Genomic DNA, 25,301 nt, shown 5'->3' with positions numbered 1-25,301 from the left:
TGCACCGCCGTTACCCCGTACCCCAAACAACGAGGCGAACACATGGAAAAGTCCCGCACGACCGCATACCTTCGCGGTTTTGCGGCATACATTGAGTCAGTCATTTAAAAATATTAGGAGTGAAAAAAGCACTGTTTTTATTATTTGTCATATGCTCGGTCCCTGTCCTGGCTCAAAAGACTATTTACGAGAGTCAGAAATTTGACGAATTGACGAAAGACCACAAAACCCTGGCTATCCTTCCTTTCCTGGCCACCCTGGAACTGGAACACATGGAAAGTCTCTCAAAAGAGGAACTGGAAAAACTTGAGGCCAAAGAAGGATATGCGGTGCAGAATGCCCTGGAAAGCTATTTTTCCAAAAAGAAAAGCCGAAAGGGGTTTCGCGTAAACTTCCAGAATATCAAAAACACCAACGCCATTCTCAATAAGAATAATATCTCCATTAACAACCTTGACATTCATACTTCAGAAGAATTGTCGGAAATACTGGGTGTTGACGGTATCATAAGCGGCAACCTCACGCTGCGCAAATTAATATCCAAAGGCGTGGAAAGCCCGAGCCTTTTTGATATAATCAGCGGTAAAAGCGATTACGGCAGGATCGCCATAAAACTCAGTGACGGAAAAACGGGAAAATTACTATGGAAATTCGAAAAAACCATCACGCGAAAATCCGGGAAAAACACGCAGGACATCATAGAATCTATTATGAAAAAAGCTTCGAGGAAATTCCCTTACGATAAATAGTGATATTCACCAGGATGTAAATAAATAATAAAAATGGCATATATAACGACGTCGGGTATATATGCCATTTTTGTCTGATCTCCGGAAGAAAATCAGCTTTCCCGGAATTCTTTCAGGGTTTCTACCACGTAATCCAGTTCTTCTTTCGTATTAAAGGAAGAAAATGAAAATCTCAGAGAAGGTTTTTGTAATTCCTCATCGCTGAGTATGGCGCTGAGCACATGCGAACCGGTAAGGCTACCGCTCTGGCAGGCGCTGCCCTCGGAACAGGCTATCCCTTTCAGATCGAGATGAAACAGCAGCATTTGCGCTTTTTCCTTACTGAATGGTAAACGTACGTTCACTACCGTATAGGTACTCCTGCTATCGTCCGCACAGCTTCCGTTAAATTCCACACCAGGTATTTTCTCCCGCAGTTGTTCTATAAAATATTTTTTAAGTCCTCCTATATATTTTCTTTCTTCTTCCAGGTGGCCATATGCTAATCTCAAGGCTTCTTCCATTCCCACAATATTGTGCACACTCTCGGTCCCGGCACGATATCCTCTTTCCTGCTCACCTCCGAAAATAAGAGGAGCCAGTCCGGATTTTTTGCGGATATATGCAAAACCCACCCCTTTCGGGCCATGGAATTTATGTGCAGCAGCAGCAAGGAAATCTACCCGGGTCTTTTGAGTATCCCATTCCCAATGCCCTATGGACTGTACGGCATCCGAATGAAACAAGGCATTATTCTCCTTGCATATCCGTGCAACCTCATCAATATCTATTTTGTTCCCAATCTCGTTGTTCACATGCATCAGGCTCACCAGCTTTTTACTGTCGTCATTCTGAAGCAACCATTCCAGATGTTCATTGTTTGGTGTACCATCCGGGTCCGGCACTACATATTTTACCGCAATACCATATTCCTTTTGCAGTTGTCCTACCGTATGCAACACGGCATGATGCTCTGTTTTAGACGTAATGACAGTACGTATCCCCAAATCCCGAACGGCACTGCGAAGTACCATGTTATCTGCTTCGGTACCGCCCGAAGTAAAAATGATCTCAGACGGAGAGGCATTGAGATATCCTGCTATGGTTTTACGCGCTTTTTCGATCAATGTCCGGGCCGAACGTCCGAAACTATGTGTAGAAGAAGGATTGCCGTAGTTTTCCCTCAGGGATGCATTAAGCACTTCCAGCACCTCGTCCCGTGTCCTTGTGGTCGCAGCATTATCCAGGTATATCTTATCCATTGGCTGTTAAAATTATATGGAATATTATCCGTTATACATACATTTCCACTACTTTTGTTCCGGAAATACCGGTGCAAATTTAAGCGTTTTGCCCGGAAAACACAGGAATGCGTATTTATTAAAAAATACAGACCTGTCAGAAAGAGATAATATTACCATGAAATCCACTTTTATGAAAAATACTTTCTTTGGAATACTGCCCGCCATTTTATTACTCGCCAGTTGTAACGACGGCGACCTGGAAATAGAACGTGTGGATTTTTCCGAAAGCAGTATTACAGGTTGCACTAATTTCGAAGATACCGGGCTCTTATTCAAAATTGCAGAAAATGAGGCTCTCATACTGCAGCTGGAATCCAATTTTCTAGGGAACCGGGTCACTGCGGACAGTATTGAAAGTAACATCCCCGGAGACTCCCAGTTATATTACCGTTTTTTTGACGATGCCGTAACAAATACCTATTTCTGTAATACCGTTCCTCCTTCAACTCCCGCAGTACTACAGGAGGTCGTAGCCACAGGAGGTGTTATCCGCGCCCTCTCCACTCCCAAATCGGACGGAAGTGGTTTCAATCACGGAATAGTTATACACGGAGCGGTACTGATGAATGATGCCGGGGAACGGGTTATTGAGAACAGGTTTCCTCTGGGGACATTCACTACTTCTCCTCCGAATGCCGCAATCGGTGCCGAGCTGGGCAATGTCATACATTGTAATGATACTCTTCTGTACAGGGCGGGTACCGATAATACGGACAGGGGGATAGCCCTGGTACTCGACCTCGAAGAAGGCCTGTTCCTCAATGAAGAGACAGAGGAGGACAGCCCCATTATCAGCACCATCGGGGAAGAAGGTTCGCGAGTATTCTTTTATGTATTTGACGGGGAAGTACCCGACAACTATTTCTGCCTGGAGGAAAAACCGGAAACCCCGGTACAAATAGCAAGATATGAAGCTATTCAGGGTGAAATAACCATCGCTACGACAGAAACGAGCGACAGAACAGGTTTTTCACACCAGATCAACTTCCAGAAAATGATCCTGTTAAATGCCAATGAAGAAAGGCTCCTCGGACAAAGTGCCGCTTTCGGTACATACACGGCAACTACCGGCGAAACTACTCCTTGACAAGGACTATAAACCGGCCAACGGAACTTTTAAAAAAGGGTTAACAGCAAAGATTTTTCGGGATTGCAACAACACTATAGAGGCTCCGCAAATTATATCTGCCTGATACGCTTTGCTGGTCTTGAAGTTTATTGCCGGTTTTCCGTTACGGGCTCATCCGCCGGAGGAAGGGATCTCAACTTTTATATCTGATCCCGTCGGGACAAAGGCCGATACTTTACCACCTGATAACAGCACTTCCCCAGGTAAATCCGCTACCGAAGGCCGCAAGTACTACGATATCACCTTCTTTTATCTTCCCTTCTTCCCATGCTTCGGTAAGGGCAATCGGAATAGAGGCGGCAGTGGTATTGCCGTATTTCTGGATATTATTAAACACCTGATCGTCAGACAGCCCGAATTTCTGCTGAACAAACTGCGAGATCCGCAGGTTAGCCTGGTGCGGGATCAACATATTGATATCCCCCGGCTGCAGGTTATTTTGCTTTAATCCTTCCATGATTACTTCGCTAAACCTCACGACAGCATTCTTAAAGACGAACTGGCCGTTCATATGCGGATAATACGAAACATCGTCCGGATCGTTATCTTCGAGGATATCCTTTACCCAACGCCCTCCCATTCCCGGGGCGGTAAGTGCGAGCTCTTCCGCATGCTCTCCTTCGGAATGCAGATGTGTAGACAGGATTCCCCTTGTATTATCTTCTTCCCTGGTGATTACAGCAGCCCCCGCTCCGTCCCCGAAGATCACGGACACCGCCCTTCCCCGGGTGGTCATGTCCAATCCCGTAGAATGCAGTTCGGACCCGATAACGAGGATATTCCGGTACACTCCGGTTTTTATAAACTGATCGGCCACGGAAAGGGCATATATAAAACCGGAGCACTGGTTCCTTACATCCAGGGCCCCAACCGTTTTTATGCCGAGCTCCTTCTGTACCATTACGCCGGGGCCCGGAAAATAATAATCCGGACTCAGGGTAGCAAATACAATAAAATCTATATCCTCTTTATCTATCCCGGCCCTTTCTATAGCCACTTTCGCCGCCTTCACTCCCATAGTGGCCGTAGTGTCCCCGTCTCCCCGTACCACATGACGTCTTTCCCGTATCCCTGTACGTTCCTGTATCCACTCATCATTAGTATCCATCATTTTGGAAAGATCGTCATTGGTTACCACATTCGCCGGTACATAATACCCAAGGCCGGAAATTTTGGAGTTATACATTTTTTCTGTTTTTAAGGTATTTTTTTTATTAAAATCAAGATCAGGCGTGCAATTTAACTTAAATTTAGTGAAAATGTATGACTTACAACTTAGAAAAATGCCCCGTCTTTAAACAGCATATTTCATGGTAGGGTTTGCGGGGGTATAAATCAATCTGCCAAAAACCATTATATTTATTTTCTTTAGTAATATACAGAAAAGAACATTCCCCGCCCCTTGCCGTCACCGGTTCTATAATCCGGCTGGCTATGATAAACTTCGCGAGAGTAGTGTACAAGATCGGGATTCGCTTGAAATTGTAAAAAGCAAAGCCATAGTACATCAATACGGCAATCCTCCTCTTTTTGTTTTACTGGCCAGTATATTTCTTTCTTTTTAAGAAATATTTAAGTTTATTTATGGCTTTTTTTAGCAACTTTACCGGAATTCTAAAAATTCCACTAATGAAACTAAAACTATTCCTCTCTGCACTTCTTTGTGCCGGGTTCTCCTTTTTCTCCCCGGCACAGGAGAACCTGACGTATCAAAAACCTCCGAAAGAAATTCTGGAACTGGTAGACATTCAACGGCCTCCCTCCGTAATGATGGACAATAACAAAGAAAACATGCTGCTGCTATACCGCAACAGTTATAAAACCATAGCAGAGCTGTCCGAAGACGAACTTCGTCTTGCCGGTCTGCGTATCAATCCCAAAACCAATATATCCAGCAGGGCCGTATTTATCAACAATATAAAGTATAAGAAACTAAAGGATCCGGAACCGCAACAGGTTACGGGCCTTCCGTCAAATCCGCGTTTATCGTATTTCACCCCTTCACCGGACGAAAAGAAAATAGCCTTTACCAACACTACCGATACCGGCGTGGAGGTATGGGTACTGGACATGGCAAGCGGAACGGCAAAAAAACTGACAGGTGCCAATGTCAATGCCAATATGGGCAGTCCCCTCAGCTGGTTTAAAGACGGTAAATCCTTGCTGGTGCGGATGCTCCCGACAGACAGGCCGGCACTGGTAGACACAGAAGAAGCAGTGCCTACCGGGCCTACGGTAACAGTGAGCAGCGGCATCCTTGCCCAGAACCGGACATACCAGGACCTGCTGAAAAGCAAGGACGATGAATTCAACTTTGAAACACTTACTACCTCAGAACTCTACAAAGTAGACCTGGAGGGCAACAAGTCTCTCTGGAAAGAAAAGGCCATGTACTCTGGCGAACGTTTCTCCCCGGACGGAGCATATGTAATGATAACTACGCTTCACCGTCCGTTTTCCTATATAGTGCCGTTATACCGCTTCCCTTCTACTACCAATATATACGACCTGAACGGCAACCTGATAAAAACCGTAGAAGAGACCCCTCTTATAGAAGATCTTCCCAAAGGCTTTATGGCAACACAAAAGGGAAAGAGAAGTATTTCGTGGCGGGCAGATAAACCCGCAACGATAGTATGGGTGGAAGCCCTGGATGGTGGCGATCCGGAAAAAGAAGTTCCTTTCCGGGATGAAGTATTCACTTTACAGGCACCTTTTAAAGGAAAACCGGTATCCCTGGTAAAGACCATCAACAGGTTTTCGGGAATAATCTGGGGAAATGACCGGGTGGCCGTACTGACAGACAGGTGGTGGAACAACCGGAATACGAAAACCTATGTATTTACCCCTTCCCAACCCGGAAAAGAAGCTAAAATCATCTTTGACCGGAACTACCAGGACCGGTACAGCGATCCCGGGAACTTCGAAACGGAGAAAAACGAATACGGGCAATATGCCCTGAAACTGGATGGTAACAGTGCCTTTCTTATCGGTGACGGGTACTCCGACAAAGGTCAGTTCCCCTTTCTTGACGAAATCAACCTGGCCAGTCTTAAAAAGAACCGCCTGTACCAATCGCAATTCACAGACAAACTGGAAAACATTCACTCCGTAATCGATGCCGGAAAAGGAGAAATACTGGTGCGTATCGAATCCAAAAACGAATACCCGAACTATTACCTCCGGAACCTGAAAAAACGGATAGCTCCCATAGCCGTAACCAATTTCCGGAATCCTTTTCAAAGTATAGAAAATATACATAAAGAAGTTATCACCTACAAAAGGGACGACGGCCTGGAGCTCAGCGGCACCCTGTACCTGCCGGCGGATTACGACATGAATAAAAAAGAAAAACTGCCGATGATCCTCTGGGCCTATCCCAGGGAATACAAGGACAAGAGCAGTGCAGGCCAGACAACATCCAATCCCAACTCCTTTACCTTCCCTTCCTATGGTTCTCCCGTATATTGGGTGACCCGAGGATATGTTGTTCTCGATGATGCTGCCTTTCCCATCATAGGAGAAGGTGACAAACAGCCGAACGACACCTTCCGGGAACAACTCGTAGCCAATGCCAAGGCGGCCATAGATGCCGTGGATGCCCTGGGCTATGTGGACCGGGAAAGAGTTGCTGTGGGCGGGCATTCTTATGGTGCTTTTATGACAGCCAACCTGCTTGCACACTCTGACCTGTTCGCCGCAGGAATAGCACGTAGCGGAGCTTATAACCGTACCCTCACCCCGTTTGGCTTCCAGAGCGAAGAACGGAATTACTGGGAAGCACCGGAAATCTATAACAGTATGTCCCCTTTTATGCATGCGGACAAAATGAAAACGCCCCTATTGCTCATTCACGGGAAAGCAGACAATAATTCCGGTACTTACCCTATGCAGAGCGAGCGCTATTTCAATGCCCTTAAAGGCTTCGGTGCCCCGGCCCGACTGGTAATGCTCCCTAAAGAAAGCCATGGTTATGCTGCCATAGAATCTATTTTACATATTTTATGGGAACAGGACCAGTGGCTGGAAAAATACGTAAAGAATAAAGAGTAAACAGGAATATGGACCTGTCATTCCGGCCGGAGCCCGGGAATATACCAAAGACAAACGGTATATCTCCTGGGCTCCGGCTTTTACTGAAGCCCCATAAACAGAACGGCGGCCAGGATACATCCGACCACAGGACCAACCACAGGGACCCAGGCATAAGACCAGTCGTTCCCTCCTTTTGTTTTTATAGGTAACAGGGCATGCATAATCCTGGGCCCGAGATCCCTGGCCGGATTAATGGCATAGCCTGTGGTACCTCCGAGCGACAAACCGATGGCCCATACCAGAAAAGCAACGGGGATAGCACCGACAGATCCCAGCCCTATGGGTTCGCGGGAAGATGTTATTTCCGCTCCGGTGATATAAAAAATAGTAAAAAGCAAAACAAAGGTCCCCACCACTTCACTGATAAAATTAGAAGAATATCTCCTGATTGCCGGGCCGGTACAAAAAACGGCAAGTACCGCTCCTTTATCTTCTGTCTGGTTAAAATGATCCCGATACATAAGCCATACCAGGAAAGCCCCGGTCATAGCCCCTAACATCTGGGCCACTATATAAGATGCTACACTGCTCCAGGCAAATTGTCCTGCGACGGCAAGCGCAATGGTCACCGCAGGGTTTATATGGGCACCGCTGTAGGGCGCTGCCACCATTACTCCTACGAAAACTGCCAGTGCCCAGGCGGTGGAAATGACAATCCATCCCCCGTTATTTCCTTTGGTATTCTTCAGCACTACATTGGCAACAACTCCGTCTCCTAAAAGGATAAGGAGCATGGTCCCTAAAAATTCAGCCACAAATGGTGTCATGTATATTACAACTATATTATTGGGTTAAACACTATTTATATATTACAGACATAAACAGCCACGGTTACGGGTATTTCATTCGCTCCAGCTTCGTGTGGCCCTGATCGCTTTTTTCCAGCCTGCTATCCCCTCTTCCATATCTTTATCCTTATCAGGGGTAAATCTTTTTTCCACCTGCCATAATTGCTGTATCTCATCGACATCTTTCCAGTATCCTGTTGCCAGTCCGGCCAGATAAGCAGCCCCCAGCGCCGTTGTTTCCACAATATTAGGCCTTATGACTTCGCATTGCAGGAGATCGGACTGAAACTGCATCAACAAATTATTTATGGCGGCACCACCGTCTACGCGGAGTTCCCGAATTTCCAGTCCGGCATCGGCCTGCATGGCATTGAGCACATCGGCCGTCTGATACGCTATGGACTCCAGTGCCGCACGGGCTATATGGGCGGATGTCGTACCCCGGCTCAGCCCTACCATGGTACCCCGGGCATCCGGGTCCCAGTACGGTGCCCCCAGTCCGGCAAAGGCAGGAACAAAATATACGCCGTCAGTATCTTTCACCTGTGTGGCCAGCTGTTCAATTTCATCTGACGACCGGATAAACTTCAGACCGTCCCGGAGCCATTGCACAACGGCACCGGCAATAAAAATACTCCCTTCCAGGGCATATTCCGTTTTACCGTTAATCTTCCATGCTACGGTAGTCAACAGGTTGTTTTCGGAAAGTTTCGGTTTATCTCCTATGTTCATCAGCATAAAACACCCGGTACCGTAAGTGTTCTTTACCATACCCGGGGTAATGCACATTTGTCCGAAAAGTGCCGCCTGCTGGTCCCCTCCTATCCCGGCAATGGGAATAGGGGTTGCAAATACGGTGGTTTTGGAATTTCCGTATACTTCACTGGACTGTTTTACTTCGGGCAACATGCTCCGCGGAATGGTAAACAACTCCAGTAGTTCGTCATCCCATTCCATATCATGGATATCAAAGAGCAGGGTCCGGGACGCATTGGTCACATCGGTTATATGCAGTTCACCCTTGGTAAAGTTCCAGATGATCCAGCTATCCACCGTACCGCATACAAGCTCGCCCGCTTCTGCCTTTTCTCTTGCCCCGGGAACATTGTCCAGTATCCATTTGACTTTGGTGGCGGAGAAATACGAATCTATGATCAGTCCGGTTTTCCGGCGTATGAGGTCTTCTTTACCCTGTTTTTTCAGTTCTGCACAATACCCGGCAGTCCTCCGGTCCTGCCATACGATAGCATTGTACACGGGAGTACCGGTATTCCGGTCCCAGACGATCACGGTTTCCCGCTGATTGGTAATACCCATGGCAGCAATACTCTTACCGTTCAGACCTATTTTAGTCACTGCTTCTGCCGCTACTCCGGCCTGTGTAGACCATATTTCCAGTGCATTGTGCTCTACCCACCCCGGCTTGGGAAATATCTGGGTAAATTCTTTCTGTGCCACGGAAACGATCTGTCCCTTCTCATCGAACAGGATGGCCCTGGAACTGGTAGTGCCCTGGTCTAAAGCTAAAATATATTGTTTCATAGTATCGGGTAATTTAGGATAGATTATATTGATCTTTATTCTAAAATATAATTTCGGGCTACTTTTTCAAAAGCCTGTACCTGTTCTTGCTGCCATTCTTCGTTTTTTCCGAGTTCAACAGCGAGTAACCTTGCTGTTTCCCCGGCCATTCGCACCGCAGCCCTGGCATCCAGGAAGAGTGCCCTGGTACGCCGGGCCAGTACATCTTCTATTGTTCTGGCCATTTCATAGCGGGCAGCCCATACTACCTCGGCTTTCCGGTAAGGAAGAGCATCATCGAGTTTTTCCTCCAATGCGGGATTTTCCCTGATCAGCGCCAGAATATTTTCCCGGTCACTTCCGTATACATACAAAGGATCATTAAAGTCCGGCGAAGGTTTCGCTCCGTGGATAGTCATTGTATCGCTTTTACTGCTACGTTTCGGCAACCTCCCCAATGCCACGGCCTTATCGATAGTATCTTCTCCCATTCTCCGGAAAGTTGTCCATTTCCCCCCTGTTATGGTAATAAGCCCTGCTTCCGACACCAATATCTTATGGCTTCTGGAAATTTCCTTCGTTTTCCCGTCCCGATAGTTATCGGGACCTCCCTCGGTAGCTGCAAGTGGCCTTAGGCCTGCAAACACGGAAAACACATCTTCCCTGGCAGGTTTTCTGGTGAGATACCGCCCGGCCGTATTCAGTATAAATACTATTTCTTCTTCCAGTGCACGAGGTTCCAAGCTATGTTCATCCAGAGGGGTATCCGTAGTCCCCACCACTACTTTATTATGCCACGGCACGGCAAAAAGCACCCTGCCATCATCCGTTTTCGGTATCATGATTGCGTCCTCACCGGGGAGAAAGGACTTGTCGAGTACGAGATGTACTCCCTGGCTGGGACGCACCAGGTCTTTGCTTTCGGGTTTCTCCATACGCAGAATGTTATCCACAAAGATCCCCGTGGCATTTACCACCACGTCCCCCCGGAGATTATGTACCTGTCCGCTTTCCTTGTCCATAGCTATAACCCCGGCTATTTCACCTTTCTTGTTCAGCAACCCCTTAACTTCCGTGTAATTGAGCACTACTGCCCCGTGTTCTACACAGGTTTGGGCCAGGTTTACCGCCAGGCGCGAATCGTCGAACTGTCCGTCGTGATAAAGCACACCGCTTCGCAGTCCTCTTTCTTTGATGGTAGGCACCCTCCGCAGCGCTTCGTCCTTTCCGATATATACCGAAGCGCCCAGGCTAAGGCCTCCGGCAAGAAGGTCATATACTTTCAGTCCTATAGTATAAAAGGCACCTCCCCACCACCGGTAATTAGGGATAACAAACGACTGGTTCTTCACCAGGTGCGGCGCGTTCTTAAGCAACAATCCCCTTTCGTGCAGGGCTTCCCGAACCAGTCCTATATTCCCCTGTGCGAGATAACGGACACCGCCATGAACGAGTTTGGTACTGCGACTGGATGTTCCTTTGGCAAAATCTGCCTGCTCCAGTACCAGGGTTTTGTATCCACGGCTTACGCTGTCCAGAGCGACCCCAAGTCCTGTTGCTCCGCCGCCGATAACAATAACATCCCATTTTTCATTTTTTTCCAGTTCCTTCAGTAATTTTTCTCTTTGGAACCGTGTAGTTTCATTACCCATCTTTTTCTTTTCATTTTTCACAAAAAAGTTTCGTTATACATAAATTTATACAAAAACGAAACTTTTCAAAAGTAAACGATATTTATTAATTCCCCAAAAAAATCCTTTGCTTTTTATTCATCAAAATATTTACAGGCAGTATCAGCCTCATTTCTCAGTAAGATTATGCCCTGTAGGCCTATAAAATCGTGTTCCAGTCACTATTTCCTTTTATTTCATTTTAATTCATATTACATTTCGATTTATTGTTCATGTTACGGTTTTATCAAACTTTTATGTATTTTTACCGCTGCAAACGGGCTTTTTATGATGAACAGGCACAAACAGATACTGGATAAACTGGCAAAGGAAAAGCATGTGGAAGTTCTGGAACTCAGCAAAGAACTTCAAACATCTGCCGTAACCATACGTAAGGATCTGCGTCTGCTGGAGGAAAAGGGACTTCTGTTCCGTACCCACGGAGGGGCTTCGCTCGAAAATCCGTACGTGAACGACAGGCATGTCCATGAAAAAGAAAAGGTACAAACCGAAGAAAAGGATGCCATAGCGGCCGCAGCAGCCAGGCTGGTGGATACTGCCGAATCCATCATCATCGCGTCGGGCACTACCGTACTTGCTTTTGCAAGGGCCATTCAACCCAAAGACAAACTGATTGTCATTACTTCCGCACTTAATGTGGCCATGGAGTTGCTGAGGCACCCGAATATTGAAGTCTTACAGCTCGGTGGATATACCAGACACAGTTCTTCTTCCGTAACCGGGCATTATGCGGAAATGATACTGGAAGAAACCTCCTGTAACAAACTCTTTATCGGTGTGGACGGCATAGACCTGGATTTCGGGCTGACGACCACTGATATTACCGAAGCGCACCTCAACCAGAAGATGATACGCTCCGCACAGGAGGTCATTGTCCTTGCCGATGCTACAAAATTCGGAAAGAAAGGCTTCGGGAAAATATGCGAACTGGACCAGGTAGATCACATCATTACCGACAAAAGCATTTCTCCAGCTCTGGTCAAGAAATTACGGGACCAGGGAATCATGGTTACTGTCGTTTAGTTTTTTAGTCGGAGAGTTCCCGGTTTCAGAAGGTATTTCCCAAAAAAGGGAATGAAGGTGTCAAAAAAATCTTGAAGTTCTATCAAAACCACAAAGCGCACAAAGTAGGCACAAAGGAACCAAAGCATTGAATGTGTCGTAATCAACTATTTATTTCTTTGTGAACTCTGCATATTCTTTGCTGACTTTGTGGTTAAAATTTTTTTCAGACCTTCTTCTGATCCTGCTTCAGTTTTCAACTTACCGACTCATTATCAAATTATCATACCATCCGATTCCCCGGCCTTTAACTTTCTATTTTAAAATGTCACTTTGTCACCCCCTTCTGTCTTGGTACTTTTTTTGAAACTGCCGTTTAAGGAAAACCATTATTAAAATTCTTACAAAATGACAACCGGAAATATCAATGTATCTGTAGAGAACATTTTTCCGCTGATCAAGAAATTCTTGTACAGCGACCATGAGATCTTTTTAAGGGAACTTATTTCCAATGCCACGGATGCTACCTTAAAATTAAAACACCTTACAAGTATCGGTGAAGCTAAGGTAGAGTACGGCAATCCCGTTATTGAAGTTAAAATTGACAAGGAAGGTCAAAAGCTTCACATCCTGGACCAGGGTATCGGTATGACCGCCGACGAAGTGCAGAAGTACATTAATGAAGTAGCTTTTTCCGGGGCTGAAGAATTCCTGGAAAAATATAAAGACTCCAAGGACACGGGGATCATAGGACATTTCGGTCTCGGGTTCTACTCTGCTTTTATGGTTGCCAAAAAAGTAGAGATCATAACCAAGTCGTATACCGATGCTCCCGCAGCACACTGGACATGCGACGGCAGCCCGCAATTCACCCTGGAAGAAGCGGACAAGAAAGACAGGGGAACCGAAATTATACTGCACATAGCGGACGACTCTACCGAATTCCTCGAAGAGAGCAGAATACGCGAACTCCTGGTTAAATACAACAAGTTTATGCCTGTCCCGATCAAGTTCGGTACCAGGACGGAAACCCTGCCGAAACCGGAAGATGCGAAAGAAGACGATCCGGCACCTACCAAAGAAGTAGACAACATTATAAACAATACGGAACCCGCCTGGACAAAACAACCTTCGGACCTCAAGGAAGAAGATTATAAAAATTTCTACCGCGAGTTGTACCCGATGCAGTTTGAAGAACCACTTTTCCATATCCACCTCAATGTGGACTACCCGTTTAACCTGACCGGTATCCTCTTTTTTCCGAAACTGACCAATGATATCAGCATTCAGAAAGATAAAATCCAACTCTACCAGAACCAGGTTTTTGTTACGGACAATGTAGAAGGTATTGTTCCGGAATTCCTCACCATGCTCAAAGGAGTTATCGATTCTCCGGACATTCCGCTGAACGTATCGAGAAGTTACCTTCAGGCCGATGGTAATGTCAAGAAAATATCCAACTACATCACCAGGAAGGTTGCGGACAAACTCAATTCCCTGTTCAAGGACAACCGGGAAGATTTTGAGAAAAAATGGAACGATATCAAGATCGTTATTGAATACGGTATGCTTTCCGAAGAAAAATTTTTCGAAAAAGCCGATAAATTTGCCCTGTACCCTACGGTAGACGATACCTTCCATACTTTTGAAGAACTGCGTGAAAAGATTAAGGACAACCAGACGGACAAAGATGACAAACTGGTTATCCTCTATACCAACAACAAGGAAGAACAACACGGATATATAGAAGAAGCCAAAGCGAAAGGATATGAAGTCCTGCTCCTGGATTCGCCTATCGTAGCACACCTGATACAAAAACTGGAAACCGAGAAAGAGAATATTTCTTTTGTACGGGTAGATGCCGAACCTATTGACAATATCATTAAAAAGGACGAGGAAAAGATATCCAAGCTTTCGGATGAAGAAAAAGATAAGCTGAAAGAGATCATCACCGGGGCTGTTCCAAAAGAAAAATACACGGTACAATTGGAGACCATGGACAGTAATGCTGCTCCTTTCCTTATCACCCAGCCGGAGTTTATGCGAAGAATGAAAGAAATGAGTGCCACCGGCGGAGGCGGTATGTTCGGTATGAGCAACATGCCCGAAATGTACAATCTTGTAGTGAACACTAATAACGAACTGGTATCGCAGATACTGAATACCAAAACCAAACCGAAACAGGAAAGGCTCATCAGGCAATCCCTGGACCTGGCACGGTTGTCCCAAGGGCTTCTGAAAGGTGAAGAGCTTACCAATTTCATCAGGAGAAGTTTTGAGATGATAAAGTAAACACGCAGCCACCGGGGCCGGACCGTTGGGAATTTTCCGGTCTGCGCTCCTTTTTTTGCCGCCCACACAAACAGCCGCTCCGGGAGATTCCCGGAGCGGCTGTTTGTATTTCCCGATTACGATAAATTCACTGAAAATTTCCCAGGCTTTTTCACTTTTTCAGCGTAGTTTTACAGTATGAAAGTCATTGCCGTTAATATCGCCAAACCCACAGTTGTTCGATGGAAAGGAAAAGAGGTACTTACCGGTATCTATAAATATCCGGTCTCTTCATCGATATTCCTGGAAAAGGAAGATGTCCGGGGTGATGCGGTGATCGACCGGAAATATCACGGCGGTGCGGACAAAGCCTGTTATGCTTTTTCCGCAGACCATTATCCGTACTGGAAGCAACATTACCCTGATCTGGAATGGAATTGGGGCATGTTCGGGGAAAACATCACCATAGAAGGCTTGGATGAATCCCGTTTACACATCGGGGATGTCCTGAAAATAGGGAATGCTACGGTACAGGTTACACAACCCAGGCAACCCTGCTTCAAACTGGGCATTAAATTCGGTGATCAAAAAGTGCTCAAAGAGTTTATTACCTATGAGCATCCCGGGGCTTACCTGCGTGTTCTTACGCCGGGTGCCGTTAAAGCAGGAGACCCTGTGGAAATTATAGAACAGGACACACAGCGGTTTAGCCTGCAGGAAGTATTCTCCCTGCTCTACAAACCGGTTCCGGGCCATATTCCACAGATCATAGCCCACCCTTTACTCGCGGAAAGCTGCAAAAAAGACCTGGACCGTATATTTTCCAGAATATCTTAATACATCCTCTTCCCTTACGCCATGCGTATTATTTACCATCTTGCAGGAATCGTATTTTTTCGTATCTTTATAAGGCACGGTCTTTTACCTGAAAACTTCTGCAATTCCGAAAGAGATGACAAACCTGTTTAAAAAATTAAAACTGGAAAACCAAAAGGAAATCCTGGTATTGAACGAACCGAAAGGATTTGCGAAACAACTGGCTCAACTGGTGGATATTGAAGTATACGAATCCCTGATACAGGTGAATAAAGTAGAATTCGCCCTGGTTTTTGTGACTACTATCAAAGAATTTGAGCAGCAGATGCTTACTCTCGGACCCAAACTAAAAGATGATGTTGTGCTGTGGGTAGCACACCCCAGGACCATTTCAAAAAATTACTCGACCGACATTACAAATGCCTATGACTGGGCACCGCTTACCAGAAATTCGTATGACAGTGTGGAAAGCCTGACAATCAATAAAGACTGGGAGGCGCTGCGCTTCAGAAAACTGGAATATATTCGTTCCGGACATAATAATCACCACGCTGCCAAAATGGAAGACAAAGGTATCCGGCCGGACACTTCCGCTACTTCTTAAAAAGTGTGTTGCAAAACCGGATATTCTTTTTCCCGGCATATTTTCTCCTAATTGCTCACCATTTAGAAAAATTTATTACTGTGGCTGTCCCGGTATTTACTCTATATCGGTAAAGTTGATCCTTACATAAAGTTGGAGTAACAATTCCTTAAAACGAAAAGAGGCCGCAATAACTTGCAGCCCCTTTCGCTTTAAAATCAATCAATCTATTAAAAAACCCAATATTATTAATCTTTTTCTTTTTCTGTTTCTTTAGGACTTTGCAGGTTTTACTTTCTCCACAAAGGTTTTGTTTTTATGGGTCATTACCAGGGTATATGTACCATTGCCTACATTTGAGAAATCATACATTTTGCCCAGCTCATAACCGCCTTTTAGCGTTTCCTCATACAGAAGGTTACTGTTAACGTCGTAAACCTCTACATGAAGCGGGGATTTATCAAGGCTCAAAAGGTTAACATATACCATTTTATTCCTTACGGACACAATAGGCTTGTACATTTCGTTGTTTTCATTGTAGTACAATCTGGCGGAGTAAGCGTCTACTACGATAGGATATCTTTTTACCTTGGTAGCACTTTCCACTTCCAGGAAATACCGTCCTTCGGGCAATCTGTCGAAGTTATAGGTCCTTTTGTATTCTCCGTCAATTTCAATGTTCTCTGCATACAATACCCTGTTGTCTTTGTCGATAAGAGAGAGTCCTACGGATTTCTGCACGTTGTTAACAACAAAACTCACAGTTTTTCCCTCATATCCTTTTACTTCCAAAGAGAAGTCAAGTTCTCCTGTCTTAGCTCCGGCTGTCACCACCATAAACATTAAAGCGGCAACGATACTGATCTTGGTTAATTTTTTCATAGCAGCAATTTTTTTTAATTAAACAGATTAGGTTTTGTTGACGATGTAAAAGTACTATGGGCACAATGATCTCACTACTCTTAAATTTTCCAATATATGCGCTATTTTAACCCAATACCAATGTTAAGCCAATGTTAAGGTTAATATTTCATATATTATTGTTAACTTTGCATAGAAATCATCAAAACCGGCGATTTATTTTTAGTATATTTTCACTCTAAAAAGGCATAACTATGGAATTAAAGAATCTAAAACCGTCATTTGAGGTTATACACCCGTCTTTTGGGAATTCCTTTTCCTATACCAGATATAGCCAGAAGAAAAACAACAAGGCCAGGATATGGCATTACCATCCGGAGATAGAATTGGTGTATGTAAACGGTGGTGCCGGAAAAAGGCAGATAGGCAGCCATATATCCTATTATACGGAAGGAGATCTCATACTCATAGGGAGTAATCTCCCCCATTGTGGTTTTACGAATGAACTTACCGGTAACAAAAGCGAAACCGTAATACAGATGAAGCCCAATTTCCTGGGCAATGATTTCCTGGAAAGGCCGGAGATAAAAAACATACAGACCATTTTTGACCGGGCCAAGGGAGGAATTGCTTTTTACGGGGATACGAAAAAAGAGATCGGAAAAAAAATAGAAAGCATGTCCATGCAGTCGCAATTCAACAGGCTGCTAACCATTCTGAGCGTACTGCACGACCTCCAGGACTCCAAGGAATACAAAATCCTCAATGCGGAAAGTTTTTCCATGGAAACCGAAGTCCAGGACAACGAAAGAATAAACCGGATCTTTAACTTTGTAAAAGACAACTATCAACGACAGATATCCCTGGACGAAGTCGCGGAACTGGTAAGTATGACCGTACCTTCCTTTTGCCGTTACTTCAAAAAAATAAATAATAAAACATTTACCAAGTTTGTCAACGAATACCGGTTGGTACATGCCTCGAAACTTCTGGCGGAAAAACCCATGAGCATTACAGAAATATGTTTTGAAAGCGGGTTTAACAATTTTTCGCACTTCAATAAGTCTTTCAAGGAATTTACCGGCAAGAGCCCTTCCGACTACAGGCATGAGCTCCAGGCTGTGTTCAGCTGGTAAAACATTATGAGAAAATATGTAACCCATACCCGTAGCTTTGTATAAAAATTCCACATACCGACTTCCGCTCAAAGATGCCGAAGTGTTGTATTATCCGGGAATCTTCTCCGGGAAAGAATCTCTTGATTACTATCGATCGCTGATGGAAAAAACCCTTTGGCAACAGGACGAGATAACACTTTTCGGGAAGACTTATCCGCAACCCAGGCTCACTGCCCTGTATGCCGATAACCTTGCCCCTTACTCCTATTCGGGCATTACCATGCACCCACATCCCTTTTTTCCGGAACTGGCTGAGATCAGGAAAAAAGTGGAGTCCGTATGCGGGGAAAGTTTTACTTCGTGCCTGCTAAACCTCTATCGCAACGGAAAGGACAGTAACGGATGGCATGCGGACGATGAACGCGAGCTCGGTATAAACCCTGTAATAGCATCCGTAAGCCTGGGAGGAGAACGCTATTTTCACTTTAAACATAAAAAAGAAAAGGAACTCCGGCATAAGCTTCTCCTGGAAAACGGAAGCCTGTTGCTTATGAAAGGAAGTACACAGCACCACTGGCTGCACCAGATCCCTAAAACCATGAGAAAAACGGAGCCGAGGATAAACCTCACTTTCAGAAATATCCTCGTGCCCGGAAACACCAAAATATAAAAAAACCGTCCGCCGGAAGCGGACGTTGTATGTTTTATTCCCTGGAAAAGAAAACTAATCACTGCCTTTAATACGACCGGGATATCGGTATTAATTTCCTTGCTTTTAGCCTTCACCTATAATAATGCAATCTCCATGCCAAAGTCGAGATTACACTCATTTTCTTAGTCAAAACACCGCTTTCCGGGATTTCGATCGTTTTCGGGAATTTCCTTTAAATCCGGGAGATCACCCGAATATTTCATTCAGCACCTTTGCCAGGCGAAGCCCGCCTTTTTGCAATTGCTCCTTCACCGTGTGAAAATGGTCATACATATATCTGTAACCCAGCTTTTCCCCCGTTTCAACCGAAGCATACACCTCATCGACAAGGCTTCGCGATTCTTTTACCCAATCCAGAACGGTTCCCTGTTGTATATGCCTTATTTCCTGTTTTGAAATATCCGGATAACTGTTTGCGATTTCCGTATAACTCATTTTATAATGATCTATCATTTTGGAGTCCCAGACACTGTGCAGGTTGGTACCGCTGTTAAACCAGCGCACCTGTATATCGTTCCCCCCTTTGTCTTCCGCCCTGCCCACATGCAACGGCTGGTGCAGATCCCCTATAAAATGGATCAGAAGTTTCAGGTAAAACACTTTATCTTTCTCATCGGCATTATCGTCTTTTATTACGGCAACGCATTTTCCTATTGCAGTGACCAGGTCCCCGTATTCAGTTGCAGGTTCTTCCCCGTATTGTTTTCCCGGGGTAATGTTTACATAATGCCAGGCATTGTATTCCCGGAAACGGCTATCCGATTTTATATCGTCCGCATGGTTTGCCACAACGGCCAGGCTCTCCCCTTTCAGTAATTTATTTATCTTCCTTTTGGTCCGGCCATTCAGATATTGTTCTGCGATCTCACCGACCACCCGGTGCCCCGTAGGCCCCCAGACCACATTATCTGCCCAGGCTATATTCCCTATAAATAATAAGAGTAAGATAACTGCTCTCCTCATAATGTTCTGTTGTTTGAAATATGTTGTTTGAAAGACTTCAAAAGTAAGATATCTTTATCAAAGGAGAGAGACAGGGAAGAGTTAAAATCACGTAGTGTTCTTTCCGGATAACCCCGGAAAAAGCCATAAAACGGAACAAAACAGGGAGATTTGCCCCTTAAAAGACGAAAATCCCGGCGAAATGAATGAATTCCTGCCATATGCCCCTAAATAAAGTTACCGGAATTTCCAACACAACTTTAACATTCTTAACTTTGCCGGCAAACCTGATTACTACCAACAACAATGATTCATGATACGGACAAAAAAGATGAGGCATCTGTCCACCTTTGCACTATTGGCTCTCACCGGGCAATGGTGTCTTGCCCAGATACCGGAACCTGTAAAGAATGAAATAAAAACAAGAGTAAATAACGGCGTCTACCCTTCCGTAGTTGTCGGCGTATGGGAAGAAGGAAAAGAAAGCTATTTCGCCTACGGATTTAAAAATACTGAGCGAAAAGAGAAAGCAGACAGGAACACCTTGTATGAAATAGGTTCAATTACCAAGACCTATACGGGACTGCTCCTTGCAAAATTTGTAACGGAAGGGAAACTGGCCCTTGATTTCCCTGCCGATACACTTCTCCCGGACAGCATACGGCTGAGAGACCGCAAAGGGAACCCGATACGGCTGAAGCAGCTGGCCACACATACAGCCGGTTTACCACGCCTTCCGGGAAATATGGCCCCCGGATCTGCGGATAACCCTTACCGGGATTATAGCAGGCAAGACCTTCTGACATTTTTAAAACAATACCAGGCCACACATATAGGAGCACGGTACGGATACTCCAACCTGGGAATGGGTATGCTTGGGGAACTACTCGCTATGCAAGGTAAAACCGATTATGCTTCTCTCCTCCGGAAGCATATATTGTCTCCCTTAAAACTGGAATATACTTATGTAAAAATCCCCAAGGAAAAGGCTTCCGACATAGCTACCGGCTATCTGGGCAACCGTCCGGTAAGTCAATGGGATTTCAAGGCGATGGCAGCTGCCGGGGCTTTAAAAACCAATATTACCGACCTGCTGCATTACGGCAAATCTTATCTGGACCCGGAAAGCCCCCTGAAAAAAGCTGCCGGGCTTACCCTGCAAACGCATTATACGGACAGAACTCATAAAAAATACGGCCTTGCCTGGCATTACTCGGGAGGGATCGCCTATCACAATGGGGGTACCGGCGGCTTTCGCTCCTTTATTGCCCTGAACCCCGAAAGAAAAAGGGTTGTGGTAATGATAACCAATACCGGCAGTAATTCTGTTGACGATATGGGCATGTATCTGGCAGCTCCTGAGAAACAAAAGCCCCCGGTCACCCCGGAAGCCAGGGACATAGATCCCGAAATGTTACAGGAATATGCGGGGAACTATCAAAACAATGGCCTCGGGCTGCACATGCAGATCACTGTAAAGAACGGTACCTTGCATGCCCGCCTCCCCGGACAACCTGAACTTCCGGTATATTATTACGGGGATCATCATTTCTTTTATAAAAACGTCCTTGCAAGGCTGTTTTTCGAAACAGATGAAAACGGTACTGTAGTAGGCCTCACACTGCAACAAAACGGGCAGGAAATATTGCTCATTAAAAATTAAAAACACCAATGGCCATAGGGAAAATATCATAAAAATCATATTCCGGAAGTTTGATATCCGGGATATATTCACTTTCTTGCGCCGCAAAAATTGCAAGTATTCCTATCCATATGGCTTACAAAATACTTTTTTCTGACATAGACGGCACTTTACTGAATGCCGAAAGAGATTTATCCGAACTCACTGTGAGTGAGATCAGCAGGATTCGTGAACAGGTACCCGTAATTCTCGTTTCGGCAAGGATGCCCAAACAGATGTATCACCTTCAGGACAAACTGGGAATACGCAATACACCGTTGATTTGCTATAACGGTGCCCTGGTACTGGTGGATGACAATCCCATTCATTCCACAGAGATCCCGCTGAATGCCATAAAACAGATTGTGGACTTTAATGAGAACAACCCGGACGGAAAATTTCACATCAACCTTTTCAACACCAATTCATGGTATGTGGAAGCGTATGATTACTGGGCACAACGGGAGGAAAACAATACAAAGATAAGCCCGGAAATAAAATCCAACAGGCAGGTGATAAAGGAATGGGAAGCCATACAAAAAGGAGCGCACAAAATAACGTGTATGGGAGATGCGGCGCTGATAGAAAAGGCCTACCGGTATTTTAAAGAGCACCTCGGAGAAGACCTGCATCTCTATCGTTCCAAAGACACCTATATTGAGATCGCCAACAAGCAGGTCTCCAAACTAACCGGCATACAAAAACTGCTGGCGCATTTCAATATACTCCTGGAAGAAGCCATTGCATTCGGTGACAACTATAACGATACGGAAATGATCGCCGCAGTCGGTCACGGTGTGGCCGTAGCCAATGCCAGGGACGAAGTAAAGGCTGTTGCAAAAGCAATAACGGTCCATCACAAAGAGGACGGTGTAGCCCAATATATCCGAAAGGTGTTCTGAGATTCCCGCTGCAACGGGAAAAACATTCAGACACTGCTCTTTTCCTGTTGCCGGTCCGTGACGGACTGGTCCTCGGCCATTCCCGCTTTCCAGTAGGAATACGCATAAAGTTCATCCGTATTCCATCCCAGGTCCTTACGCAAAAAGCGCCGTATCTCCTTTACAGCAGAAAATTCCGCGGCTACGTAAGCAAATTTGGTACCGGTTTCCGGCATTTGTACTTTTTTAACCGCATCGGCCAGCATTCCTCCCTTTTCCGGGAACGAATTGTGCACCCAGTGAATTTCCAGCCGGGCCGGGGTATACAGTTCCTGTTCATCTTCCCTGCCGGGGACCTCCAGTAGTGCCATGACCTTTGCCGTGGCGGGTAAACGCTCCAGGATGGCTCCGAGTACGGGAATGGCTGTCATATCCCCCACCAGCAGGTACCAGTCAGCCAAGGGGAACAGCTCTTTTTTACCTGCTTTCATCAGAATCCCGAGTTTGTCCCCTACTTTTGCATTCCCCGCCCACCGTGATGCAGGGCCGGAATCACCGTGATATGCAAAGTCTATTATCATTTCCTGCTTTTCCAGGTCAATTCCCCGGTGGGTATACGTACGCACAATGGGACGCAGATGTGCTTCCGGATGTATCCACCGGTTTTCTTCCCTATCGTATACGGGAAAGTGAATTTCACCGGTCCCTTCAGGTGGGATCAGTATTTTATTATTGACACCTACCGTGGTATCCGCAAATTGAGAAACATCCTCTCCCTCAAGTACAACCCTGATATAATGCGGGGTTATAAATTCCTTTCTCTTTACGGATAGCACGCCTTTCAAAGCTTCATTTTTAATACTTGCCATATTTTTCAAAGGTTTAAAGCGAAATTACGGCATTACTTATAATTATTCTAAATAAAAAAGTTAAAAGAGGGATAACGGTCCCGGATAAACCTACACCCCGGCATACAGCTCCGGAAAAAATATAAATCTTCGGCCTCATTCTGTGGTATTTTTGTATTTTGCCGCGAAATAACCACACCTTATATGGAAAAGACTGCTGTCTTTACGGACGACACCATAGTATTTGCATTGTTGATGCTGGCACTTGGTTTTGTTTTTTACACCTCATCCCGGACTGCGGGATTCTGGAATAAATTTTATAAAATTATTCCTTCGCTGTTAATGTGTTACCTCATTCCGGCCATTTTCAATTCCACCGGACTGATCGATTACCGGGTCTCCGGTTTGTACTATATGTCCAGCCGGTATTTGCTCCCCGCCGCTTTGGTACTGATGACATTGAGCATAGACCTTAAAGCGGTTTTTAACCTCGGACCAAAGGCACTTATCATGTTTTTCACCGGAACATTGGGTATTGTCATAGGCGGCCCCCTGGCCATCCTGCTTATTTCACTGGTGTCTCCGGAAACGGTTGGCGGTGCGGGGTTTGACGCAACATGGAGAGGACTGGCTACCATTGCAGGAAGCTGGATAGGTGGCGGAGCCAATCAGGCTGCTATGCTGGAAATTTTCCGTTACAACCCCGAAAAATACGGGGCCATGGTACTTGTAGATATTGTGGTTGCCAATCTCTGGATGGCCGTGATACTTTTCGGTATCGGAAAAAACAAGCAAATAGACCGATGGTTCAAAGCAGATGATTCTGCCATTGAAGAACTAAAGCATAAAGTTTCCGCATTTGCGGAAAGAATATCCAGGACTCCCTCACTGACCGACCTGATGATCATACTGGCCATAGCTTTCACCGCAGTGGGAATATCGCATTGGGGGGCTTCTGAAATATCAACGTTTCTCACCTCTACCTTCGAGGCAGTCCGGGATAAACAAAGTGCCCTATCCTCTTTCGGGTCTCAGTTTTTCTGGATGATTACCATAGCTACTGCCATAGGTATATGTTTATCCTTCACCAGGGCCAAAAATTATGAAGGCGCGGGTGCGGGTAAACTGGGAAGTATATGTATTTATATCCTTGTCGCTACCATAGGTATGAAAATGGACCTCCGCACTGTTTTCGACAATCCGGGATTACTCGCTATAGGACTGGTATGGATGTCCATACATGCCGGACTTCTTATCCTGGTAGCCAAATGGATCAAGGCCCCATATTTTTTCCTGGCCGTAGGCAGCCAGGCCAATGTAGGAGGGGCGGCATCTGCTCCGGTGGTGGCAGCCGCATTTCATCCTTCCCTCACCACTGTAGGAGTACTTCTGGCCGTATTCGGATATGCTGTGGGAACATACGGGGCCATGTTATGTGCATGGCTGATGGAATTTGCCTCTACGGTATAGTGTATATGAAACAGAATAAAGATATTTGCAGCTCTAATCTAATCTTGTAAAAAAAATATGATATCCGTAAACAAGACCATAGCCGTTGCAGCGGGCCTTCTGCTGCTCTTTTCCTGTAACCGCGACGAAAACATCATGCACCTGACCGGACAGGTAAAAGGGTTGAAAAAAGGAAAAATATTCCTGCAGAAAATACAGGATTCTACCCTTGTTACCCTCGATTCTCTTATTATTGATGGTAACAGTAATTTTGATTTCACTACGGAAATAGACGAACCTGAAGTATTTTACCTCTCCGTCAATCGCCATAACAGTATGAACAAAGATACCAGCCTCTTATTTTTCGGAGAAAAGGGAGAGATCAACATCCAGACAAGCTGGGATTATTTTTCTGCCGAAGCCAGGGTAGAAGGTTCCGAGACCCATGAGAAACTCGAAGAATATGAAAAAATGATGCGGCGTTTCCGTCAGAAAAACCTGGAACTCGTTGCAGCACAGTTAAGAGCCGGAAACGATTCTCTCCGAAGGGATTCTCTGGCCGGAGTAGCCAGCAAAAATACTACCAGGAGCTACCTGTACACCCTGAATTTTGCCCTGGGGAACCGCGATTCTTATATAGCACCTTACATAGCACTTGCAGATGCACCCAATGCCAGGTTAAAATACCTGGACACCATAAACAACTCTTTATCTCCCGAAGTTGCCGCCTCCAAATACGGCAGGGCACTGAACAAATATATAGAGGAGATCAAAAAACTTGAGAAAAAGGACACCGTTGCATCCGAATAGGGATTATCTTAGGCACTTTCAGAAGTAAATAAACATTTGTAATTCAGTTAATTAATTCGTAAATTAGAAAA

The 25,301-nt window shown here is 45.3% G+C and carries 21 protein-coding genes; 13 read left to right on the top strand and 8 right to left on the bottom strand.

Annotated elements, in window-relative coordinates:
- The first annotated feature begins 119 nt into the window (after positions 1-119).
- The gene (locus ED312_RS05045; RefSeq protein WP_123214922.1) at positions 120-749 is read left to right on the top strand and encodes a hypothetical protein; all 630 of its coding nucleotides are present in this window, start codon (positions 120-122) and stop codon (positions 747-749) included.
- Between the two features lie 92 nt (positions 750-841).
- On the opposite strand, the gene ED312_RS05040 is transcribed toward ED312_RS05045, so the two are convergent.
- On the bottom strand, positions 842-1,990 hold the full coding sequence (locus ED312_RS05040; protein WP_123214921.1) for a cysteine desulfurase family protein: 1,149 nt from the start codon (positions 1,988-1,990) through the stop codon (positions 842-844).
- A 172-nt stretch (positions 1,991-2,162) separates the two neighbouring features.
- Here ED312_RS05040 and ED312_RS05035 point away from each other — a divergent pair, with 172 nt between their 5' ends.
- The gene (locus ED312_RS05035) at positions 2,163-3,119 is read left to right on the top strand and encodes a hypothetical protein (RefSeq protein ID WP_148044219.1); all 957 of its coding nucleotides are present in this window, start codon (positions 2,163-2,165) and stop codon (positions 3,117-3,119) included.
- A gap of 217 nt (positions 3,120-3,336) precedes the next feature.
- On the opposite strand, the gene ED312_RS05030 is transcribed toward ED312_RS05035, so the two are convergent.
- Positions 3,337-4,347 (bottom strand): 3-oxoacyl-ACP synthase III family protein, encoded by a 1,011-nt coding sequence (locus tag ED312_RS05030; protein ID WP_123214919.1) that lies wholly within the window; start codon positions 4,345-4,347, stop codon positions 3,337-3,339.
- Between the two features lie 443 nt (positions 4,348-4,790).
- Between ED312_RS05030 and ED312_RS05020 the strand changes: the two genes are divergently transcribed.
- Entirely contained in the window at positions 4,791-7,214 is a 2,424-nt protein-coding gene (locus ED312_RS05020) for a prolyl oligopeptidase family serine peptidase (RefSeq protein ID WP_123214917.1), read from the top strand.
- An 80-nt stretch (positions 7,215-7,294) separates the two neighbouring features.
- Here ED312_RS05020 and ED312_RS05015 read toward each other — a convergent pair whose 3' ends face one another.
- The 3 genes from ED312_RS05015 to ED312_RS05005 form a co-directional block, all read right to left on the bottom strand.
- On the bottom strand, positions 7,295-8,023 hold the full coding sequence (locus ED312_RS05015) for an MIP/aquaporin family protein (protein ID WP_123214916.1): 729 nt from the start codon (positions 8,021-8,023) through the stop codon (positions 7,295-7,297).
- A 75-nt stretch (positions 8,024-8,098) separates the two neighbouring features.
- A complete protein-coding gene (glpK, locus tag ED312_RS05010; RefSeq protein ID WP_123214915.1) occupies positions 8,099-9,586 on the bottom strand; it encodes a glycerol kinase GlpK in 1,488 nt (495 codons plus the stop codon).
- Positions 9,587-9,621: 35 nt separating this feature from the next.
- Positions 9,622-11,217, bottom strand: coding sequence for a glycerol-3-phosphate dehydrogenase/oxidase (locus tag ED312_RS05005; RefSeq protein ID WP_123214914.1), 1,596 nt, complete (start codon positions 11,215-11,217; stop codon positions 9,622-9,624).
- A gap of 306 nt (positions 11,218-11,523) precedes the next feature.
- Between ED312_RS05005 and ED312_RS05000 the strand changes: the two genes are divergently transcribed.
- The 4 genes from ED312_RS05000 (at position 11,524) to ED312_RS04985 (ending at position 15,949) form a co-directional block, all read left to right on the top strand.
- Complete coding sequence (locus ED312_RS05000; RefSeq protein WP_317125660.1) at positions 11,524-12,279, top strand: DeoR/GlpR family DNA-binding transcription regulator; 756 nt, start codon at positions 11,524-11,526, stop codon at positions 12,277-12,279.
- Between the two features lie 387 nt (positions 12,280-12,666).
- Positions 12,667-14,550 carry a molecular chaperone HtpG gene (gene htpG, locus ED312_RS04995; protein WP_123214913.1) on the top strand — a complete coding sequence of 628 codons (1,884 nt, stop codon included), beginning with the start codon at positions 12,667-12,669 and terminating at the stop codon, positions 14,548-14,550.
- A 177-nt stretch (positions 14,551-14,727) separates the two neighbouring features.
- Positions 14,728-15,366: an MOSC domain-containing protein gene (locus tag ED312_RS04990; RefSeq protein WP_123214912.1), complete on the top strand. Its 639-nt coding sequence runs from the start codon at positions 14,728-14,730 to the stop codon at positions 15,364-15,366.
- A gap of 115 nt (positions 15,367-15,481) precedes the next feature.
- Complete coding sequence (locus ED312_RS04985) at positions 15,482-15,949, top strand: hypothetical protein (protein ID WP_240643029.1); 468 nt, start codon at positions 15,482-15,484, stop codon at positions 15,947-15,949.
- 252 nt (positions 15,950-16,201) lie between these two features.
- Here the strand turns inward: ED312_RS04985 and ED312_RS04980 are convergent, their stop codons facing one another.
- Positions 16,202-16,810 carry a T9SS type A sorting domain-containing protein gene (locus ED312_RS04980; protein WP_123214911.1) on the bottom strand — a complete coding sequence of 203 codons (609 nt, stop codon included), beginning with the start codon at positions 16,808-16,810 and terminating at the stop codon, positions 16,202-16,204.
- A 233-nt stretch (positions 16,811-17,043) separates the two neighbouring features.
- Here ED312_RS04980 and ED312_RS04975 point away from each other — a divergent pair, with 233 nt between their 5' ends.
- On the top strand, positions 17,044-17,925 hold the full coding sequence (locus ED312_RS04975; RefSeq protein ID WP_123214910.1) for an AraC family transcriptional regulator: 882 nt from the start codon (positions 17,044-17,046) through the stop codon (positions 17,923-17,925).
- Between the two features lie 37 nt (positions 17,926-17,962).
- Positions 17,963-18,577, top strand: coding sequence for an alpha-ketoglutarate-dependent dioxygenase AlkB family protein (locus tag ED312_RS04970; protein WP_123214909.1), 615 nt, complete (start codon positions 17,963-17,965; stop codon positions 18,575-18,577).
- A gap of 228 nt (positions 18,578-18,805) precedes the next feature.
- Here ED312_RS04970 and ED312_RS04965 read toward each other — a convergent pair whose 3' ends face one another.
- Positions 18,806-19,582 carry a S1/P1 nuclease gene (locus ED312_RS04965; protein WP_123214908.1) on the bottom strand — a complete coding sequence of 259 codons (777 nt, stop codon included), beginning with the start codon at positions 19,580-19,582 and terminating at the stop codon, positions 18,806-18,808.
- A gap of 292 nt (positions 19,583-19,874) precedes the next feature.
- On the opposite strand from ED312_RS04965, the gene ED312_RS04960 reads away from it, so the two are divergent.
- Positions 19,875-21,224, top strand: coding sequence for a serine hydrolase (locus tag ED312_RS04960; protein WP_123214907.1), 1,350 nt, complete (start codon positions 19,875-19,877; stop codon positions 21,222-21,224).
- Between the two features lie 110 nt (positions 21,225-21,334).
- Positions 21,335-22,144 (top strand): HAD family hydrolase, encoded by an 810-nt coding sequence (locus ED312_RS04955; RefSeq protein ID WP_123214906.1) that lies wholly within the window; start codon positions 21,335-21,337, stop codon positions 22,142-22,144.
- Positions 22,145-22,170: 26 nt separating this feature from the next.
- On the opposite strand, the gene ED312_RS04950 is transcribed toward ED312_RS04955, so the two are convergent.
- On the bottom strand, positions 22,171-22,992 hold the full coding sequence (locus ED312_RS04950; protein WP_123214905.1) for a siderophore-interacting protein: 822 nt from the start codon (positions 22,990-22,992) through the stop codon (positions 22,171-22,173).
- Positions 22,993-23,175: 183 nt separating this feature from the next.
- Between ED312_RS04950 and ED312_RS04945 the strand changes: the two genes are divergently transcribed.
- Positions 23,176-24,441 carry a DUF819 family protein gene (locus ED312_RS04945; RefSeq protein WP_123214904.1) on the top strand — a complete coding sequence of 422 codons (1,266 nt, stop codon included), beginning with the start codon at positions 23,176-23,178 and terminating at the stop codon, positions 24,439-24,441.
- Positions 24,442-24,498: 57 nt separating this feature from the next.
- Complete coding sequence (locus ED312_RS04940; RefSeq protein WP_123214903.1) at positions 24,499-25,230, top strand: DUF4369 domain-containing protein; 732 nt, start codon at positions 24,499-24,501, stop codon at positions 25,228-25,230.
- The last annotated feature ends 71 nt before the right edge of the window (positions 25,231-25,301 follow it).

The sequence above is a fragment of the Sinomicrobium pectinilyticum genome, assembly GCF_003725735.1.
In the GTDB taxonomy this organism is placed as follows: domain Bacteria; phylum Bacteroidota; class Bacteroidia; order Flavobacteriales; family Flavobacteriaceae; genus Sinomicrobium; species Sinomicrobium pectinilyticum.
Note: the sequence above shows the minus strand (reverse complement) of the source record. Positions and strands in the feature narration are given on the sequence as shown.

Excerpts from the sequence above, each read along its gene's own strand:
- glpK (WP_123214915.1), bottom strand. The coding sequence starts at position 9,586 with ATGAAACAATATATTTTAGCTTTAGACCAGGGCACTACCAGTTCCAGG.
- htpG (WP_123214913.1), top strand. The coding sequence starts at position 12,667 with ATGACAACCGGAAATATCAATGTATCTGTAGAGAACATTTTTCCGCTG.
- ED312_RS05000 (WP_317125660.1), top strand. The coding sequence starts at position 11,524 with ATGATGAACAGGCACAAACAGATACTGGATAAACTGGCAAAGGAAAAG.
- ED312_RS04975 (WP_123214910.1), top strand. The coding sequence starts at position 17,044 with ATGGAATTAAAGAATCTAAAACCGTCATTTGAGGTTATACACCCGTCT.
- ED312_RS05005 (WP_123214914.1), bottom strand. The coding sequence starts at position 11,217 with ATGGGTAATGAAACTACACGGTTCCAAAGAGAAAAATTACTGAAGGAA.
- ED312_RS04950 (WP_123214905.1), bottom strand. The coding sequence starts at position 22,992 with ATGGCAAGTATTAAAAATGAAGCTTTGAAAGGCGTGCTATCCGTAAAG.
- ED312_RS05040 (WP_123214921.1), bottom strand. The coding sequence starts at position 1,990 with ATGGATAAGATATACCTGGATAATGCTGCGACCACAAGGACACGGGAC.
- ED312_RS04990 (WP_123214912.1), top strand. The coding sequence starts at position 14,728 with ATGAAAGTCATTGCCGTTAATATCGCCAAACCCACAGTTGTTCGATGG.
- ED312_RS04960 (WP_123214907.1), top strand. The coding sequence starts at position 19,875 with ATGATACGGACAAAAAAGATGAGGCATCTGTCCACCTTTGCACTATTG.
- ED312_RS05030 (WP_123214919.1), bottom strand. The coding sequence starts at position 4,347 with ATGTATAACTCCAAAATTTCCGGCCTTGGGTATTATGTACCGGCGAAT.
- ED312_RS05035 (WP_148044219.1), top strand. The coding sequence starts at position 2,163 with ATGAAAAATACTTTCTTTGGAATACTGCCCGCCATTTTATTACTCGCC.
- ED312_RS04940 (WP_123214903.1), top strand. The coding sequence starts at position 24,499 with ATGATATCCGTAAACAAGACCATAGCCGTTGCAGCGGGCCTTCTGCTG.
- ED312_RS04980 (WP_123214911.1), bottom strand. The coding sequence starts at position 16,810 with ATGAAAAAATTAACCAAGATCAGTATCGTTGCCGCTTTAATGTTTATG.
- ED312_RS04985 (WP_240643029.1), top strand. The coding sequence starts at position 15,482 with ATGACAAACCTGTTTAAAAAATTAAAACTGGAAAACCAAAAGGAAATC.
- ED312_RS04945 (WP_123214904.1), top strand. The coding sequence starts at position 23,176 with ATGGAAAAGACTGCTGTCTTTACGGACGACACCATAGTATTTGCATTG.
- ED312_RS04965 (WP_123214908.1), bottom strand. The coding sequence starts at position 19,582 with ATGAGGAGAGCAGTTATCTTACTCTTATTATTTATAGGGAATATAGCC.
- ED312_RS04955 (WP_123214906.1), top strand. The coding sequence starts at position 21,335 with ATGGCTTACAAAATACTTTTTTCTGACATAGACGGCACTTTACTGAAT.
- ED312_RS05020 (WP_123214917.1), top strand. The coding sequence starts at position 4,791 with ATGAAACTAAAACTATTCCTCTCTGCACTTCTTTGTGCCGGGTTCTCC.
- ED312_RS05015 (WP_123214916.1), bottom strand. The coding sequence starts at position 8,023 with ATGACACCATTTGTGGCTGAATTTTTAGGGACCATGCTCCTTATCCTT.